The sequence below is a fragment of the Anabaena sp. UHCC 0399 genome, assembly GCF_034931465.1.
Lineage (GTDB): Bacteria > Cyanobacteriota > Cyanobacteriia > Cyanobacteriales > Nostocaceae > Trichormus > Trichormus minutissimus.
In genome coordinates this window covers 1-15,819 of record NZ_JAYGGZ010000045.1, presented here as the reverse complement: position 1 = coordinate 15,819, position 15,819 = coordinate 1, and the positions used below count along the sequence as shown (strand labels likewise).

Here is a 15,819-nt window from a genome sequence, read left to right as displayed (position 1 = left end):
TTCTATTGGTTGTGGAAATACTGTTGCCAGCTTTTCTATATTCCCAAAATAATCATTTGAAAATTAAATCCAAACGTTGCTGACTAGCTTGCAATGCTTCTTTAGGGGAACTTTGACCCAGCACAACAGCTTCAACTGCTCTACCTATGCTATCTGAGATGCGATTATAACCAGGGAAAATAGGACGACTACGCCCGTATTTTGCCTGTTCTAAAAATACCTTAACTTGTGGTAATCTCTGCACAAATTCTTGATATTTTGCACTTTCACGGGACTTTAAATTAATAGGTAAATAACCTGCTGCCAATGCGATTTCTGTTTGAAACTCTTCACTCATCGTATATTCAGCAAACTTAAATGCAGCTTTTTGGCGTTCTGGTGTTGTCTTAAAAAAGAAGAGATTTTCGCCGCCAATACTAGTAGCTGGATTTTGATTAACAGGTAGCGGAAACACACCAAAATCAACGTCAGTTGTCTGCAATTGTCCTAAATTCCAAGGGCCATTGATTTGCATTGCGACTTTTCCCGACAGTAGGGGATCTGTCTCATAACCCCGTTCCGGGCCAGATAGCATTGTCGAACCATCTTGGACTAGATTACGCCAAAATTGCAACGCGGCGATCGCGCCTGGATTTTCCGGTAACATCACACCTACTGCACTGTTTCCATCCCCACTCACTAATTCACCGCCACCACTCCACATAAATGGTAGCCAAGTAAACACCGTAAATTCTCCCTTCCCCAAAGGCAGAAACATTCCATACTGGTCTATTTGTCCATCACCATTAATATCACGAGTTAATTGCTTGGCAACTTGGCGAAACTCCTCCCAAGTGCGGGGTATGGCTTTGATACCTGCGGCTTTAAATAAACTCGGACGGTAAAAAATGCCCACATTATTCGTAGCAAAGGGAACTGACCAAAGTTTGCCTTGGTATTCCATTGATGAATATAGAGTTGGGTCAATTTCGTCTTTGATTGGTGATTTGGACAGCATCTCATCCACAGAAATCAATGCACCCAGTTCTACTAATTGACCTGTGATAGTCGGGTTAAACCACAATAAATCAGGTGGTGCATTACCGACAACAGCCGCCAAAATCTTCGGCATTTGCTGATCTTGCTGTCCCACATACAGCGACTCTACCTGAATATTGAGGTGAGTTTGGTTAAATTTATCTACCAATCTTTGCAATACATCTCGGTTAGCCGGCGGATTTACCCCATGCCAAAAAGTGATGTGTGTAACTTGACTCGCTTCCACTCCAGACCGTATAGTCTGACATCCGCTTACAGCTAGTATCCCTATCAGCAGTAACAACAGCAAACGACGAAGCTTATACTGCAACCTTCTTTTTACTTTGGATGTGCGAGGAGGGGAAAAAAACCGCATAGGAGACTAATTCGTAATTCTCTACAAAAAGACTACGCCCATATGGGGACAAACCCCAATACCCTTAAGGCTAATCTTTTTCCCCAGTCCCTAATATTTGCCTTTGCATCTTGGCAGAAGCTATGTATATCCTAGTTTATTGGAGAGTGCAGAAATAATTTCAGCTTATGGCAGGTCATAGTAAATGGGCAAATATTAAACGCCAAAAGGCAGTAGTTGATGCTAAAAAGGGGAAAACTTTTACACAGTTATCCAGAGCAATTATCGTGGCTGCGAGAAACGGTGTCCCAGACCCAGCAGGGAATTTTCAACTACGTACAGCTATTGATAAAGCTAAGATTGCGGGTATTCCTAATGACAATATTGAAAGAGCGATCGCTAAAGGTGCAGGTACATTTAGCGGCGATAATCACATCTTAGAAGAGATTCGCTACGAAGGTTATGGCCCTGGTGGTGTAGCAATTTTAATCGAAGCCCTCACCGATAATCGCAATCGCACGGCGGCTGATTTGCGGGTAGCCTTTAGTAAAAATGGCGGTAACTTGGGTGAAACTGGCTGTGTTAGCTGGATGTTTGACCAAAAGGGTGTGTGTATAGTCCCAGGTGTTGTGGATGAAGACCAGTTGTTAGAAGCATCTCTAGAAGGTGGTGCGGAATCTTACGAAATGACCGAGGAAGAGACAGCAGAGGTATTTACCGCCATAGCCAATTTAGAAATCCTTAACCAAAGCCTCAAAGACCAAGGCTTGAGAGTCACTGAAGTGGAATTACGTTGGATTCCCAGCAATAATATAGAAGTGACAGAACCAGACCAAGCGCGATCGCTCCTCAAGTTAATTGATACTCTAGAAAGTCTTGATGATGTCCAAAATGTCACCTCTAACTTTGATATGTCAGAGCAATTATTAGCTGTAAGTATGGCTTAGAAATCGCTATTGCTGAAACTTTTACTATGGAATTGGTTGAGGTAAAAACCATGAAACGGGATGAAGTCCTGGCAATTCTAACTGCACACCAAGAAAAGTTACATGAATTAGGAGTAAAATCCCTTAATTTGTTCGGTTCAGTGGCACGGGATGAAGCTCGTCCAGATAGTGATGTAGACTTTTTAGTGGAGTTTCATCGACCGGGTGGATTGTTTCAACTTTTTCAAGTGCAGTATTATTTAGAAGATATTCTAGGGTGTTCTGTAGATTTGGGAACTCAGGATGCTTTGAGAGAACATTTACGAGAACCTGTACTCAAGGATGTCATTCGTGCCTTCTAGAGATTGGCGACTTCGCATTCAAGATATTGTGGAATCTATTACTGAAATTGAACAATGTACAAGTAATGTAAGCTTTGAAGAATTTGAAAAAAATCAAACGCTTGTCAAAGCTGTTCTCTACGATTTCGTAGTGATTGGAGAAGCTATTAGGAGTGTACCTCATGAAATCCAGTTACGGTATCCTCTCATTCCTTGGCGTTTAATGGCAGGTATGCGAAATGTTGTCACGCACGAGTATTTCCAAGTGAACTTGAGTAGGGTTTGGGCAACGATTCAAGAGGATCTACCTTCGTTAGTGCCACACCTATTAGAAGTGTTGGAGAACGAAGGATTGGGAGAATAGTTAAACAAGTCCCTAATCGCCTATTTTTCTTGCACTGTCAAAGTGAAATTATAAAATCCACTTTTCCATGTAATTAGGAGAAAGTCTGATGACTCATGCACCATCAAAGCTTCTCACTTTCGAGGATTTTCTTGCTCAATACCGCGACAATCCCCGCTACGAATTGTCTGACGGAGAACTAGTTGATATGGAACCCACAGGCCCCCACGAAACCGTTAGCGGTAAACTAGCGACCAAAATTGGTATTGCCATTACCAACGCACAACTCCCTTGGTTTATTCCTAGGACTTGCCTGATTCGCCCCTTTGCTGATGCTATGACTGCCCGTAGACCAGATATTATTGTCCTGGATGAAACTGTTCTCCCCAGCGAACCCCTTTGGGAACAAGAACCTATCATTACCCTCGGTCGCTCGGTTAAACTAGTGGTTGAGGTTGTTAGCAGCAACTGGGAAACTGATTATGCCCGTAAACTTGAAGAATATGCCCTTTTAGGCATCCCTGAATACTGGATTGCCGACTATCGAGGACTGGGGGGAGTTGCTTTTATTGGTAGACCCAAACAGCCCACTTTCACAGTTTGCCAGTTGAGTGGTGATGATTATAACCAGCAGCAGTACCGTCTGGGTGAAGCGATCGCTTCTGTTATATTGCCAAATCTGCAACTGCGACTTGATGACATCCTACCTCGTTAAGCAGAATTGTTAGACAACTCCCTAAACACCTATTTTTCCTGCACAGTCAAAGTGTAATCGTACTTAACTCCAGGTTTGAATGTACCCACCCAAATCTTATAAACTCCACTTTTCCATTGCTCATCGTCGATACTAGCATCCTTACTCTTACCAGTATCATCACCACAGCGAATAGTCTTATCGTCTGGCCCCTTAATTAATAGAGTAGTATCGTTACCTCTACTGTTGACCAGCACTTTCAAACGGGAAAAATCTTTTTCTAGAACCATGATGTGATCTGGTTTAGGATCAGCAAAACCAATACAGATATTTCTATTGCGATCGCGGTTACTGATCGTTGACAAAGAGAAAGAACCGCCAGTAAAACCAGTAAATTTTGCTTTTGCAGCTTCAAACCCTGGTAATAAGTTGAATTTACCGAAATTTGGCATTTCTGCAATGACGGGGGAAGCAATCAGAGCAGCAGACAAAGCCATAAGCCACCCGCCACGAAAATTCAGCCAAGGGCGATAATTTTTCATATTAACCTGCCAAATATGCTTTTATAAGAATAAAGATATATACATATTCTAATTAAAAAATTTCGGTTAAATAGCATAAAAATGTGACACATTTCTATGTGCCACAATTGTTATTTTTGACAGAATTGTAAAATTAAATCATGCTCCAGAATTAATTGTTTATCTTCTTCATCTAAGTATAAACTTACTAGGAATGAAGTTCTAGAAAAGCTGCACCTTTGAGCGTTCCTGCGTCACTACCATAACTGCTGAAGGTGAGCGATCGCAGTTGGTCAAAAAATGGTTTACCAAGGACTTCCAAGAGCTTAAGAATAGGTAACTGCCGCTCTAACAAATTGTGACTTTTATTCCAGTCAAGATACACATATCCTTGGTTTGGTTCAGGAATCGCCGCAACACTATTTTGGAAATTACGGTTTTTCATGAAAGAATTATCTTTATTCGTAAAAACTTCATTCATGGTTTCTAAGTCGGAGGTAAAGACTTCATAATTTCCCAAGGTTGTATGTAAACCTTTAACGTTAGCTTCCACTGTGAATGCGGGTCTATCTTGAGCATCAGATTTTTTAGTAGCAGCAATTAATTCTGTCCAAGCAACAACTTTTTGCTGATCCAAACTCAGAGAATTGGTGTTGAGTCCTTGAGAGGAGGCGATCGCATCTAACCGCGCAATCCCTTCTGGAAAACTGTCTTGTTTCTCCGCCACAAAAATCCAGCCAGGAGAAGTTTTTCCATTACGGGGTATGAGTCCTAGCGCATATTCCCCTTGTACCCAGCTAAATACATCCTGTGTCAAGTTAATACCCCAAGCTTTTTGGATGGCTAGTAATGGTTGCTCTAAGCGGGAAATCACATCTGTTCCTGAACCAGAGATAGCTGTTTTGGCTTGTGTCCAGAGTTTGGCTAAATTGCTGTCACCTAAATTATTTAAATGAGAGCCAGAAATTACCAAGCCTGCGGATGGGGGAATGTATTGCAACGCGCCCACAGGTTGAGACAATGGTGAGGATGGAGGCGTAACTTCCGACGTAGTAAAAAAACTAGTCTCTGCTAACAGTCCTTTGGAGTTTAATGTCAGAGATGTAATTTGACTATCGTAAATTGGTTCTGGTAGTTCTAACCCTTGCCATTGCGCCAAGGTGGGAAGATTGAAGAAAGTCACCGCCACAGCACCTTTTGGCAGTTGTTCGATAGCTTTTTGGTATTGGGGAGAACTAGTCAAACTCAAATCAGGTGCTTGGACATTATTAATTGCATCCCGCAGCACTCTAGCATCATTGGCAAACAAAACAAACTGATCTACCACCGCACTAGCTAAGGGTTCTAGCTTTGGTTGTGCATCGTCATAAATGAGCTTTGCACCGTTATATTCCTCCGTTGTGAGGTTTGCTCCCGCTAACACCCGCTTGGAGAATAACAACTGTATAAACTCGCTACTTTTTGCTGGCTTCTCCGTCGCTAGAGCCATCAGATACCCTGGTTGCTTGCCGTTTTCAGGATCGCGGTCAATATCTAGGGTGGTGACAGCCAGTGTAATTTCATTTCCTAGCCAGGGTTGAATATCTTGCCGATAATCTAGACCACTCTGAGCCAATAAACTGGTTTTGAGTTTAGATATTTCTCCAGCACTTTCCAAAGCCTGCAATCGGTCGGGATTTACCAGTAATGACACCGTAACAGGTGCAAGTTTAGACACGAAGATCGCCGCACCAGATTGAGAAGTAGAAGCAATCAGGCTCACTGGACTTTTAGTAAAAAACCAGTAACCAGCTGCGATCGCCACAATCACCAGTGCGATCGCACCAGCTACAATAAAACCAGAGAATGAACGTTGTGTATTTACAGTAGACATATCTAGCACAAAGGTTTACATAATTGGGCATGGAGTATTGGGTAATAGAGTCCTCCCCCTTATCTCGCTACTCAGCACCGGCTAAACGCCGCGCTACCGCTAACATCACTCATCACTCATTACTCATTACTCATCACTCCCTACTCCCCAGTCATCACATTTTCTGTCAACATGAATAATATAGGATTGTTTACAAAAACGACATGACAGGGAATATTTCGGGTCAACCCATAACTCAAGTTAGTGTAGAAGAACTCGCACAACGTCTTGCTAATAATGATGCAAGTATTCAGTTAGTAGATGTACGTGAACCACAAGAATTAGCACTCGCAAAAATTGACGGTTTTGTTAATTTACCACTGAGTGAATTTACCCAGTGGTCAGATCAAATTCCCACCATATTGAATCCTGATGCTGAAACCTTAGTGCTATGTCATCATGGCATCCGTTCCGCCCAAATGTGCCAGTGGTTAGTTGTTCAGGGTTTTACTAATGTGAAAAATATTTCGGGTGGGATTGATGCTTATTCAATCCTAGTTGACAGTTCTATTCCCCAGTATTGAGCAGGGGAGCAGGGAAGCAGTGGGGACAAGGCAGGTAGTCCCTCAATGCTTTTTAATTTTGACCCTTCACTTCGTTCGAGGGCAAGATGCAAGAATTTTGAATTAAATCGCCCCATGCCCGGAAAAATACGTATCTAAGAATACAATTTACTTGATCAATCTATAGAATAATACGGAAAAAGATAAATAACAGTTGGAATTAAAAGTTTTCGACATAAAAGTGTGCTAGACCAATAGCAACTGAATACTTTCACGTTATCTACTAAAATAGAATTAAATATTTATTTCGCTAATTTAATTAGTCAATCTTAAATTTTTAGTATTCAAATTCAAAAACTTTTTTAAAGCTTGAATAAAATTTGCTCTCAGTCAAACATACTCTTATGCAAGTCCAGTTGACAAATCGACAACAGCATATACTTTGGGCAACGGTACGTCACTACATAGCTACAGCAGAGCCTGTGGGTTCAAAAGCTTTGGTCGATGAGTATGACCTGGGCGTTAGTTCAGCCACAATTCGGAATGTGATGGGTGTCCTAGAAAAATCGGGGTTACTTTACCAACCACATACCTCGGCTGGGAGAGTACCGTCTGACTCCGGTTATCGCATCTATGTTGACCAGCTAATTACACCCTCTCTGCGGGACACGATGCGAACGGATACTTTAACCAAAGATGTAGAACAAGCTTTACAACAGCGTCTCCAGTGGGAAGACTGGAGTATGGAAATACTTTTACAAGGAGCAGCACAGATTTTAGCTAGCTTGAGTGGGTGTATTAGCTTGATTACCATGCCCCAAACCCACACAGTAGTTGTGCGACATCTGCAATTAATGCAGATAGAAGCAGGACGAATCATGCTGATTTTGGTAACGGATGGTTATGAAACCCATTCCAAGCTGATGGATTTACCCCCAACCAGAACAGAAACAAAACCCGACTCAGAAGTAATTGATCGGGAGTTGCAGATTGTTTCTAACTTCTTGAATAGCCACTTGCGAGGGCAAAGTCTTCTAGAAATCAGCAATCTAGACTGGAGTAAGTTAGATCGGGAATTTCAACTTTATGGGGAATTCTTAAAAGATTCTGTCGCTGAATTAGCGCGGCGGACTCTTGCACCAACTGCTACTCAAATTATGGTGCGGGGTGTGGCGGAAGTTTTGCGTCAGCCGGAATTTTCCGAACTCCAGCAAGTGCAAACAATTCTCCACCTGCTGGAAGAAGAACAAGAACAACTATGGCGATTAATCTTTGAAGAACCAGAGGGAGAAGAAAGCACCAAATCAAAGGTAACGGTGCGGATTGGCGCAGAAAATCCTCTAGAACCAATTCGCACTTGTACCTTAATCTCTTCTACCTATCGCCGGGGTGCAGTCCCATTAGGGAGTGTAGGAGTTTTAGGCCCAACACGCCTAGATTACGAAAGTGCGATCGCAGTTGTCACTGCTGCTGCTGATTATCTCTCAGAAGCCTTCAGTTAATCACAACAAATCATGGTCAGAAAAATTGCTTTTGGGGTGCTGTGGCTAGGATTCGTCGTTTATGCTTTTGTATTTGCGCCTCCAGACCGTCCCGATAACTTCGAGCTAATCAAAGACCTGTCTATCTTTGAATGGCAAGGCATAAACCCCCTAATAATAGCATTATTTTACCTCATGGGCATCTGGCCGATGATTTACAGTGCGATGCTCTTTATTGATGGTAGAGGGCAAAAAATACCTGCTTGGCCATTTGCAACTGCATCTTTTGGTGTCGGTGTGTTTGCATTGTTGCCTTATTTAGCTTTACGAGAACCCAATCCCCAATTTACAGGCAAAAAGAACGCCTTGATTAAGCTGCTAGATTCCCGTGTGACTGGTGTAGTTCTCACCGTAGCAGCAGCGATTCTAGTCGCCTATGGTGTACTTGAAGGTGATTCCTCTAACTTTGTCCAACAGTGGCAAACTAGCCGCTTCATCCATGTCATGAGTCTAGATTTTTGCTTACTTTCTCTATTATTTCCAGCACTACTAAGAGATGATATGGCGCGTCGTGGTTGGCGAAATCAGCAGTTATTCTGGTTATTTGCGGTGATTCCCCTATTTGGTGCGTTAATTTATTTGTGTGTACGTCCCCCTCTCCAAGAAACAGTAATACTCCCACAGGAAAAATCTCAAATTGAACTGCCATTAAACAGTTGAATGGGGATGTACCAATAAATTTCAAAGTATCAACTATTATTTTCAGGAACAGTTCACCTGTAAAGGGTAGAGATTAATAACATCAAAAGGTAAGATTTCAAAATAAAAAACTACTTACAGCTTGTATGTAGATGGAGTCCTTACTATTCGATAGTTATTAATACTCACATTGCTAGGTAATGAAAGTGAAATATAATCTGCGGATTTTTTTATTATTATTAAGTGTATTAGTAGGCTCTTTTAGCACTGTTATTCATACAGTGGTTGCTCAAGAGATAACTATAAATTCTATCTCAACCCAATCTCATCTTCAACTGCTGAAGCACCCTACAAAATCAGCAACTAAAAACTATAAAAATAGCGAACTTCGAGCATTTTTAACTAGCAAATATGACTATTGGGATGCGCGTGTTTTAGCAGATTTCTGGGGAGAAACTGTAGAAGATGCAAAGGCTAGAATGGGTCGAAAAATTCTCTGGGGAGGAGAAAACATTGCGATTCTAGAACAGTTGCTTGTAGATGCTAGGGTGCTAGCACTACGAGCCGTCCAAACACCCCGTCCTGGCGATTCCAGCCCCTACAAATTTTACCAAGATTCCACATATAACTATAATGATGCAGAGGCACTGGCGAGATTTTGGGGTGAAAAATCAGCGATAGATGCGAAAGTTCGCATTGAACGCAATTTAATTTTAGGCAATGACGAAGTAATTGACCAAGCCTTAAGATACGCGCGTTCTCAAAAGAGATAAATTATCCTACTTGATATTTTTAAATCAATATGGGGTGCTGAATGCACCCTGATTTTATGGAAAATTATGTCTGAATTAAACTGGAAAATTGGCTTTGAGATTGAGTTAATTTCTCCCAAGGGACTCAGCCGAAAAGATTTAGCGCAATTAATAGCTAACCAACATGATGGCTTAGTGCGTCGCATTTTTTATCCCCAGTCTGAACCGAGTCAAGTACCGGGAACTCCTTTATTCCATAATCTCACCTTGGGGTTTGAGGTGATTGATCAGCAAGGATGTTTGATAGCGCGCTGTGTAGACGATTTAACTCTGCAAGACGACTTAGACAAAACTCAAGCACCGCAACCAGGATGGTATCGCATTATCAGCGATGACACGAGACTGCTGCAACTAATCACCTGTAATACTGATGCGGCTGCACCCTTGGATGAAGTTCTCCAGCCAATTGCTAATTTATTTGCTACTGATTTAGAAGCAGGAGTAGGGGGAATGGTACGTATTGCTGATCATATCGGCAATCCGATCGCGATCGCAGCACCCCTACCAGGAGAACGAGAACGTCCTTGTGAACTAATTACACCACCTATCGATACCAACCATCTTCAACGTCTAGAAATTCTCCTAGCATCAGCACGTTCTTTAGGGTTTACAATTCCGGCTGAGGGTGCAACTCATCTACACTTTGATGCTACGCCTTTATGTTCTACGAGGGTTTTTGCTAACTTAGTTAATGTTCTATGGACACATGGGGAAAATTTAAAAGTTTTGGTAGGTACTAACCCCAAATGTAGACGCTTGGGAACATGGGATAAAGATTTATTGATATTAATCAATGAACCTGATTTTTGTGAATTATCTTGGTCTGATGCTAGAGAATATCTTGTTAAATTACAGTTGACAAAATACTGTGATTTTAATCTCAAAAATATCATTCATCAAATACCTGAAAAACACACTTTTGAAGCTCGTATTTTCCCTACATGGATACATCCACAACCTGCTATTGAAGCGGCAGCTTTGATGGAAGCAGTCTTAAATTATGCCATAGCAGCACCCAAAATAAAGCCAATTGCACCCCTTGCATGGCAATTAGAATCTGTGCAAAAGTTTCTACAAAAACTACCTATGAAAGAATATTTTCGTCAAGTTTGGTTGTCTCGCGCTGCTAGCTTTGATAGTGACTTGTTGAAACAGGGTGTAGGGGTGTAAAGAAAATGTCTGATTTTAGTTCTTTCTGTAAAGAGCTAAGTACATAGACAGAATTAATTACACAATTTTTTCTGTCACCTGTCACCTGTCACCTCTTTCCTATCTCTATCAATGAATCAAATTTTGTCCAACTACTTATCTTGATTCACACTCTCGGTTAGTCACAAAATGGCGGTAGCGAAACATCGCTTCTAATTGCGCTTGTACTAACCAACCGCTAACAAATTCCACTGTATCGCCTCCAGGCATAATGTAGGAAATATCATCAGTCAGCTTGGTTTTGTCCCCTTCTACTGCGAATTGATGGCGATGTATCCAAGACTCAAAAGGCCCCGATATTTGTACATCAGTAAATAGATGATATTGTTCGCATTCAGTGTGACGCGCTAACCAAGTTAAGGGTAAAAGTCCGAGAAATAGACGAAACTCTGTAACTGCGCCTACTTCTAGTCCCCCCTCACGGCGAATTACTCGTACAGGTTGCCAAGGTGGAGTCAGTAGTTGTAGTATATCTGGTCTTTCGTGGAATTTCCAAACTACTTCCACTGGCGCGTTAATAACTGATGAATGTTGAAAGTGCAGCATGGAAAGAAAAACCTAAAATCTAGCCTTCATACTCGGTATCAATTTCAATGTCTAACGTATCTTCATCCACTCGGATATATAAGATATTGGGACGACAGCAAACTTGACAATCTTCAATATAAGATTGCTGACCCCCAGCACTCAAGTCAATAAAAGTTAAGTTTGGTTCACCGCAGTAAGCACAATAAAATTCAGCTGTGTTTTGCATTCACTTATTAAGTAATTAGGAGACAGAAGTTCACTATCTTTTACTCAGCACCAGCTAAACGCCGCGCTACTGCTAACAGCACTCAGAACTCAGAACTCAGAACTCAGCACTCAGCACTCAGCACTCAGCACTCACGGAAATGACTGGTAGCTTCAGCCAAATGCTTTAGTAGTGTAGACTGTGGCAGTGGCCCTTGCAAGTGACTCCAGGGTAATATCTGCTCATGTGACCAATGACTGTGGACGTAGAAATCTAAATCGGGAATTTGTCCTTTGAGTTGTTTAAAAGCGCGTTTATAGCTACCGAGGGAGTCGCCGAAGTTGCGGGTAAGTTCGAGAAGTTGGGAAATTCTGCGATCGCCTCTCGATATCAAAGCTTGTATAATCGACCAATTATAACTTTCCGGGCGAAACTCTATCCCTTGGGGTTTAAGTTGTTTTTGCAACAACTGCAACCGCTTTTCAGCTTGACGATTTACCCCAAACCATTGAAATGGCGTATGGGATTTGGGTACAAAGGTACTGCACCCAAAGGTAAGGCGTAGTCCCGGCGCGGCTTTTTTTATACTCCGCATCATCGCTACCGTTGCGTCTAAATCCTCTGGTTCTTCCCCCGGAATACCTACCATTCCATAGAGTTTTAAGCTTTTCAAGCCGCCAGCTTTAGCGTTGATAGCTGCTTGGATAATTTCATCGTTATGTAGCTTTTTATTAATGATTTGGCGTACTTTTGCCGAACCACTCTCTACAGCTATGGTAAGCGATCGCGTGTCTCGTTTCGCCAAAGTTTTGGCTAACTGTTCCGTCACCGTATTAGTCCGCACTGAAGCAATACTCAGCCGCACATCATCATATTTTGGCTGACTAATATAATCCAATAAAGTCTCAAATTCGGGATGTTGCGTTACAGACGCACCCAATAAACCCAACCGATTTGTAACTTGTAAGCCTTTTTCAATGGCGGGAATTAACGAACCTTCCAGACTCGCTGTTCTAAAAGGTAAAGTCAGATAACTAGCTAAACAAAAGCGGCACATTTCTGGACAACTCCGCACCACCTCCACCATAAAAATATTTTCCCAAGCCGCCTTTTCCGTCACCACAGTTGAGGCTGAGAGGGTGTTTCCCCGATAAGTTTGCTTCTGTACCACTGCGGGAATATCAGAGGAAATTGGTTTAATAGAACTAATTCCCCCATCTACTGCGTGATACTCCACTGCATACAAACTAGGAACATAAATACCAGGTATTTGTGCAAGTGATTGCAGTTGAGTTTGTCTAGTAGCATTTCTCACTGCTTTGTAAGCGTCAATTAAATTACCCAGTAAATCTTCCCCATCCCCTAATAAAATGACATCAAAAAAATCAGCAAAAGGTTCAGGATTAGCTGTCAGAACTGTCCCACCACCAAAAACAATGGGGTGAGAATCATCACGGTTAATTGCTCTAATGGGAATTTCTAGAGATTCCAAAAGATTTAAAATATTCACATAATCCAATTCCCAAGAAATTGAAAATCCTAGAATTTCTGGCTGTCTTGGAAGTGGTTCGGAAGTATCAGTAAATAAACGACTTACCTGCACATCACTACGCATTGCCAAAGTTGCCCAGACTACCTGATAGCCTAAACTGGTGATACCCACTGTATACTCATTAGGGAAAGCGAATATCAGTGGTATAGCGTTGGTTTCTGGCGTAGCAGGGGTAAATAACAGGCGTTCAGCAGTAAATAAAGAGGATGTCACAGGTTTTTAATAAAGGCATATCTATCTATATTTAATTTTAAGCCATAGAATTACAAAGTTTAAAGCTAAAGTTGTCCCATTAGCAAAAATAATCGGCCAAGCTTGGAGATAGATTCCATATATTAACCACAAAAAAAGACCACTCATGAATGTAATCAGCATCACGTAAGAAACATCTTTAGCTGATTTTGTGCGCCATGTTTGAAACACTTGTGGTAAGAAAGCAATTGTGGTTAATATAGCGGCGGATAATCCTAAAATTGTAATGAAATTCATATAATATTAGTGATAAATAGCCCACAAATAATAAAGAAGATACTCGAAAGTACCTTCTTACTCAATTTTCATTCAACAACTATAATATAGTCCAGTTTAAGGGTTGAACGGATCAAGGCGATCGCCTATCAATTACAACACCTTACACTGACCATGTTGGCGTAACAAATGATCGCATAATACCAAAGCCACCATCGCCTCCACCATTGGAACAGCACGGGGTAAAACACAAGGATCATGTCTACCTTTGGCTGCTAATAGTGTTTCTTCACCCTCACGCGTCACTGTTTTTTGCTCTTTTCTAATAGTGGCTGTGGGTTTAAATGCAACTCGCAAAATAATATTTTCACCATTTGAAATACCACCTTGAATCCCACCCGAACGATTAGTTACGGTGCGAACTTCCCCATTTTCATCAATATAAAATTCGTCGTTATGTTCAATCCCAGTTAACAGCGTCCCGGCAAAACCTGAACCAATTTCAAACCCTTTGCTAGCTGGAAGAGACATCACACCCTTAGCGATATCAGCCTCTAATTTATCAAATACTGGTTCACCCAAACCCTTCGGCACATTACGCGCCACGCATTCCACTACACCACCGATAGAATCACCTTGTCTACCAGTTTGCTCAATTAATTCAATCATTTTTTGAGCGCATTCACTATCAGGACAGCGCACAATATTGCTTTCGACTTCATCCAAAGTGACAGTATTGGGATCAACTACGCCTTCCAAATCCTTGATGCGCTTGACGTAACCGATAACTTCTACATTCGCAACTTGACGGAGAATTTTTTTAGCGATCGCACCAGCTGCCACTCTTCCTATTGTCTCACGGGCTGACGACCTGCCGCCACCTTGCCAATTGCGAATCCCATACTTAGCATCATAGGTAGCATCTGCGTGGGAAGGGCGATACTTTTGCGCCATCTCGTCATAATCTTGGGGACGAGTATCTTTGTTCCGCACCAAAATTGATATTGGCGTTCCCAAGGTTTTACCCTCAAACACCCCAGACAAAATCTCACAAGTGTCTGCTTCCTTGCGGGGGGTAGTAATTTTACTTTGTCCCGGCCGTCTTCTATCCAATTCTACTTGAATTTCTTCAGCCGAAATTTCCAGTTGCGGAGGACAACCATCAATCACCACTCCTACGCCTCCGCCATGAGACTCACCGAAAGTAGTAATGCGAAACAAATGCCCAAAGGTGTTGCCCATGATATTGAGGAGATACAGTTCGGAATATGTATTTTACCTGAACTCTTGCCCTCATCACCAAGACGTAACACAGCTTTTTGCATCTGTGAGGTAAATTATCTAATGTGAATGCGATCGCTCTATCACTCCGTCACATTAGTTCAACAAATTCATCTACGCTTAAGCCTAATTGTCGAATAATTCCACGCAAAGTCCCCCTATCTAGTTCCTTGTGTTCTGGTATAGATATTGTAGTCCTAGGGTCTTCACGCACCAATATAATGTGACTAACTCGTTGACGATCAACAATAAAGCCTATTTTTTCCAGTGCTTTGACACACTCTGCACCTGAGATAACAGGTAACTTACTCACACCAGCACAACCTCAATAGTATCTTCTGGCACAGGTTCGCCTCGGTCTTCCAGAACTTCTATGTAAAGAGCAATAGCCTCTTCTATATTAGCTAAAGCCTCCTCACGAGTTTTTCCCTGACTGATGCAACCTGGTAAACTCGGTACTTCCACAACAAAATATCCATCCTCGCCATGATATAACAGCACTTTGCGTTGAGATTCTCGTTTTGGTGTTGTCGCTGTCATAGTTTAAATAGCTGCTGAGTTTATCCAAATATTAACATTCTCAAATTTTCTAAAATATCAACAGGTTGCACAGCAAGTTGCCAAAATCAGCAACAAATTCAACACAAACAAAAACACCCCCCGTTCTCGGGGGGTGTTTTTAATTAGCGAAGACTTAAAGATTAACCGTTGATAGCAGGCGCGCTGATAGCAACAGGAGCAACTTCACCAGCAGCCAAATCTAAGGGGAAGTTGTGAGCGTTACGCTCGTGCATGACTTCCATACCCAGGTTAGCGCGGTTGATTACGTCAGCCCAAGTAGCGATGACACGACCTTGAGAATCAATGATGGATTGGTTGAAGTTGAAACCGTTCAAGTTGAAAGCCATTGTGCTGACACCCAAAGCGGTAAACCAGATACCGATGACAGGCCAAGCAGCGAGGAAGAAGTGC

At 41.9% G+C, this 15,819-nt stretch carries 19 protein-coding genes and 1 pseudogene; 9 read left to right on the top strand and 11 right to left on the bottom strand.

Annotated elements, in window-relative coordinates; all coding sequences use genetic code 11:
- Positions 1 to 52: 52 nt before the first annotated feature.
- Positions 53 to 1,393 carry an ABC transporter substrate-binding protein gene (locus tag VB693_RS21495; protein ID WP_416233410.1) on the bottom strand — a complete coding sequence of 447 codons (1,341 nt, stop codon included), beginning with the start codon at positions 1,391 to 1,393 and terminating at the stop codon, positions 53 to 55.
- A 167-nt stretch (positions 1,394 to 1,560) separates the two neighbouring features.
- On the opposite strand from VB693_RS21495, the gene VB693_RS21490 reads away from it, so the two are divergent.
- The 4 genes from VB693_RS21490 to VB693_RS21475 all read left to right on the top strand — a co-directional run bounded on the left by VB693_RS21490 (position 1,561) and on the right by VB693_RS21475 (position 3,697).
- The gene (locus VB693_RS21490; RefSeq protein ID WP_323268039.1) at positions 1,561 to 2,319 is read left to right on the top strand and encodes a YebC/PmpR family DNA-binding transcriptional regulator; all 759 of its coding nucleotides are present in this window, start codon (positions 1,561 to 1,563) and stop codon (positions 2,317 to 2,319) included.
- Between the two features lie 26 nt (positions 2,320 to 2,345).
- On the top strand, positions 2,346 to 2,660 hold the full coding sequence (locus VB693_RS21485) for a nucleotidyltransferase family protein (RefSeq protein WP_323268038.1): 315 nt from the start codon (positions 2,346 to 2,348) through the stop codon (positions 2,658 to 2,660).
- Complete coding sequence (locus tag VB693_RS21480) at positions 2,650 to 3,003, top strand: DUF86 domain-containing protein (RefSeq protein ID WP_323268037.1); 354 nt, start codon at positions 2,650 to 2,652, stop codon at positions 3,001 to 3,003. Before VB693_RS21485 ends, VB693_RS21480 begins: the two co-directional genes overlap by 11 nt.
- 88 nt (positions 3,004 to 3,091) lie before the next feature.
- A complete protein-coding gene (locus tag VB693_RS21475; RefSeq protein WP_323268036.1) occupies positions 3,092 to 3,697 on the top strand; it encodes a Uma2 family endonuclease in 606 nt (201 codons plus the stop codon).
- Positions 3,698 to 3,726: 29 nt separating this feature from the next.
- Here VB693_RS21475 and VB693_RS21470 read toward each other — a convergent pair whose 3' ends face one another.
- Positions 3,727 to 4,218 carry a hypothetical protein gene (locus tag VB693_RS21470; protein ID WP_323268035.1) on the bottom strand — a complete coding sequence of 164 codons (492 nt, stop codon included), beginning with the start codon at positions 4,216 to 4,218 and terminating at the stop codon, positions 3,727 to 3,729.
- 187 nt (positions 4,219 to 4,405) lie between these two features.
- Entirely contained in the window at positions 4,406 to 6,070 is a 1,665-nt protein-coding gene (locus tag VB693_RS21465) for a DUF3352 domain-containing protein (RefSeq protein WP_323268034.1), read from the bottom strand.
- 203 nt (positions 6,071 to 6,273) lie between these two features.
- On the opposite strand from VB693_RS21465, the gene VB693_RS21460 reads away from it, so the two are divergent.
- The 5 genes from VB693_RS21460 to VB693_RS21440 all read left to right on the top strand — a co-directional run bounded on the left by VB693_RS21460 (position 6,274) and on the right by VB693_RS21440 (position 10,774).
- The gene (locus tag VB693_RS21460) at positions 6,274 to 6,633 is read left to right on the top strand and encodes a rhodanese-like domain-containing protein (RefSeq protein ID WP_323268033.1); all 360 of its coding nucleotides are present in this window, start codon (positions 6,274 to 6,276) and stop codon (positions 6,631 to 6,633) included.
- 383 nt (positions 6,634 to 7,016) lie between these two features.
- Positions 7,017 to 8,114 (top strand): heat-inducible transcriptional repressor HrcA, encoded by a 1,098-nt coding sequence (gene hrcA / locus VB693_RS21455; RefSeq protein WP_190699279.1) that lies wholly within the window; start codon positions 7,017 to 7,019, stop codon positions 8,112 to 8,114.
- A gap of 12 nt (positions 8,115 to 8,126) precedes the next feature.
- Positions 8,127 to 8,813, top strand: coding sequence for a DUF2834 domain-containing protein (locus VB693_RS21450; RefSeq protein WP_323268032.1), 687 nt, complete (start codon positions 8,127 to 8,129; stop codon positions 8,811 to 8,813).
- Positions 8,814 to 8,998: 185 nt separating this feature from the next.
- The gene (locus tag VB693_RS21445) at positions 8,999 to 9,565 is read left to right on the top strand and encodes a hypothetical protein (protein ID WP_323268031.1); all 567 of its coding nucleotides are present in this window, start codon (positions 8,999 to 9,001) and stop codon (positions 9,563 to 9,565) included.
- Positions 9,566 to 9,631: 66 nt separating this feature from the next.
- Positions 9,632 to 10,774 (top strand): amidoligase family protein, encoded by a 1,143-nt coding sequence (locus tag VB693_RS21440; protein ID WP_323268030.1) that lies wholly within the window; start codon positions 9,632 to 9,634, stop codon positions 10,772 to 10,774.
- A gap of 135 nt (positions 10,775 to 10,909) precedes the next feature.
- On the opposite strand, the gene VB693_RS21435 is transcribed toward VB693_RS21440, so the two are convergent.
- The 8 genes and pseudogenes from VB693_RS21435 to VB693_RS21400 all read right to left on the bottom strand — a co-directional run.
- On the bottom strand, positions 10,910 to 11,359 hold the full coding sequence (locus tag VB693_RS21435; RefSeq protein ID WP_323268029.1) for an SRPBCC family protein: 450 nt from the start codon (positions 11,357 to 11,359) through the stop codon (positions 10,910 to 10,912).
- Positions 11,360 to 11,378: 19 nt separating this feature from the next.
- On the bottom strand, positions 11,379 to 11,567 hold the full coding sequence (locus VB693_RS21430) for a CPXCG motif-containing cysteine-rich protein (protein ID WP_190699323.1): 189 nt from the start codon (positions 11,565 to 11,567) through the stop codon (positions 11,379 to 11,381).
- A gap of 124 nt (positions 11,568 to 11,691) precedes the next feature.
- Positions 11,692 to 13,311 (bottom strand): radical SAM protein, encoded by a 1,620-nt coding sequence (locus VB693_RS21425; protein ID WP_323268028.1) that lies wholly within the window; start codon positions 13,309 to 13,311, stop codon positions 11,692 to 11,694.
- A 21-nt stretch (positions 13,312 to 13,332) separates the two neighbouring features.
- Positions 13,333 to 13,587, bottom strand: a complete 255-nt coding sequence (locus tag VB693_RS21420) for a SemiSWEET transporter (RefSeq protein ID WP_323268027.1) — start codon at positions 13,585 to 13,587, stop codon at positions 13,333 to 13,335.
- A gap of 132 nt (positions 13,588 to 13,719) precedes the next feature.
- Positions 13,720 to 14,808 (bottom strand): chorismate synthase, encoded by a 1,089-nt coding sequence (gene aroC / locus VB693_RS21415; protein ID WP_323268026.1) that lies wholly within the window; start codon positions 14,806 to 14,808, stop codon positions 13,720 to 13,722.
- Positions 14,809 to 14,938: 130 nt separating this feature from the next.
- The gene (locus tag VB693_RS21410; protein WP_323268025.1) at positions 14,939 to 15,160 is read right to left on the bottom strand and encodes a type II toxin-antitoxin system HicA family toxin; all 222 of its coding nucleotides are present in this window, start codon (positions 15,158 to 15,160) and stop codon (positions 14,939 to 14,941) included.
- Positions 15,157 to 15,387 (bottom strand): type II toxin-antitoxin system HicB family antitoxin, encoded by a 231-nt coding sequence (locus tag VB693_RS21405; protein WP_190699340.1) that lies wholly within the window; start codon positions 15,385 to 15,387, stop codon positions 15,157 to 15,159. Before VB693_RS21405 ends, VB693_RS21410 begins: the two co-directional genes overlap by 4 nt.
- A 161-nt stretch (positions 15,388 to 15,548) precedes the next feature.
- Positions 15,549 to 15,819: pseudogene (locus tag VB693_RS21400) on the bottom strand (photosystem II q(b) protein); the annotation flags it as partial.

What these genes read in the sequence shown, in the direction of transcription:
- VB693_RS21495 (WP_416233410.1), bottom strand. Translation starts at nt 1,393, where the DNA reads ATGCGGTTTTTTTCCCCTCCTCGCACATCCAAAGTAAAAAGAAGGTTG.
- VB693_RS21490 (WP_323268039.1), top strand. Translation starts at nt 1,561, where the DNA reads ATGGCAGGTCATAGTAAATGGGCAAATATTAAACGCCAAAAGGCAGTA.
- VB693_RS21485 (WP_323268038.1), top strand. Translation starts at nt 2,346, where the DNA reads ATGGAATTGGTTGAGGTAAAAACCATGAAACGGGATGAAGTCCTGGCA.
- VB693_RS21475 (WP_323268036.1), top strand. Translation starts at nt 3,092, where the DNA reads ATGACTCATGCACCATCAAAGCTTCTCACTTTCGAGGATTTTCTTGCT.
- VB693_RS21470 (WP_323268035.1), bottom strand. Translation starts at nt 4,218, where the DNA reads ATGAAAAATTATCGCCCTTGGCTGAATTTTCGTGGCGGGTGGCTTATG.
- VB693_RS21465 (WP_323268034.1), bottom strand. Translation starts at nt 6,070, where the DNA reads ATGTCTACTGTAAATACACAACGTTCATTCTCTGGTTTTATTGTAGCT.
- VB693_RS21460 (WP_323268033.1), top strand. Translation starts at nt 6,274, where the DNA reads ATGACAGGGAATATTTCGGGTCAACCCATAACTCAAGTTAGTGTAGAA.
- hrcA (WP_190699279.1), top strand. Translation starts at nt 7,017, where the DNA reads ATGCAAGTCCAGTTGACAAATCGACAACAGCATATACTTTGGGCAACG.
- VB693_RS21450 (WP_323268032.1), top strand. Translation starts at nt 8,127, where the DNA reads ATGGTCAGAAAAATTGCTTTTGGGGTGCTGTGGCTAGGATTCGTCGTT.
- VB693_RS21440 (WP_323268030.1), top strand. Translation starts at nt 9,632, where the DNA reads ATGTCTGAATTAAACTGGAAAATTGGCTTTGAGATTGAGTTAATTTCT.
- VB693_RS21435 (WP_323268029.1), bottom strand. Translation starts at nt 11,359, where the DNA reads ATGCTGCACTTTCAACATTCATCAGTTATTAACGCGCCAGTGGAAGTA.
- VB693_RS21430 (WP_190699323.1), bottom strand. Translation starts at nt 11,567, where the DNA reads ATGCAAAACACAGCTGAATTTTATTGTGCTTACTGCGGTGAACCAAAC.
- VB693_RS21420 (WP_323268027.1), bottom strand. Translation starts at nt 13,587, where the DNA reads ATGAATTTCATTACAATTTTAGGATTATCCGCCGCTATATTAACCACA.
- aroC (WP_323268026.1), bottom strand. Translation starts at nt 14,808, where the DNA reads ATGGGCAACACCTTTGGGCATTTGTTTCGCATTACTACTTTCGGTGAG.
- VB693_RS21405 (WP_190699340.1), bottom strand. Translation starts at nt 15,387, where the DNA reads ATGACAGCGACAACACCAAAACGAGAATCTCAACGCAAAGTGCTGTTA.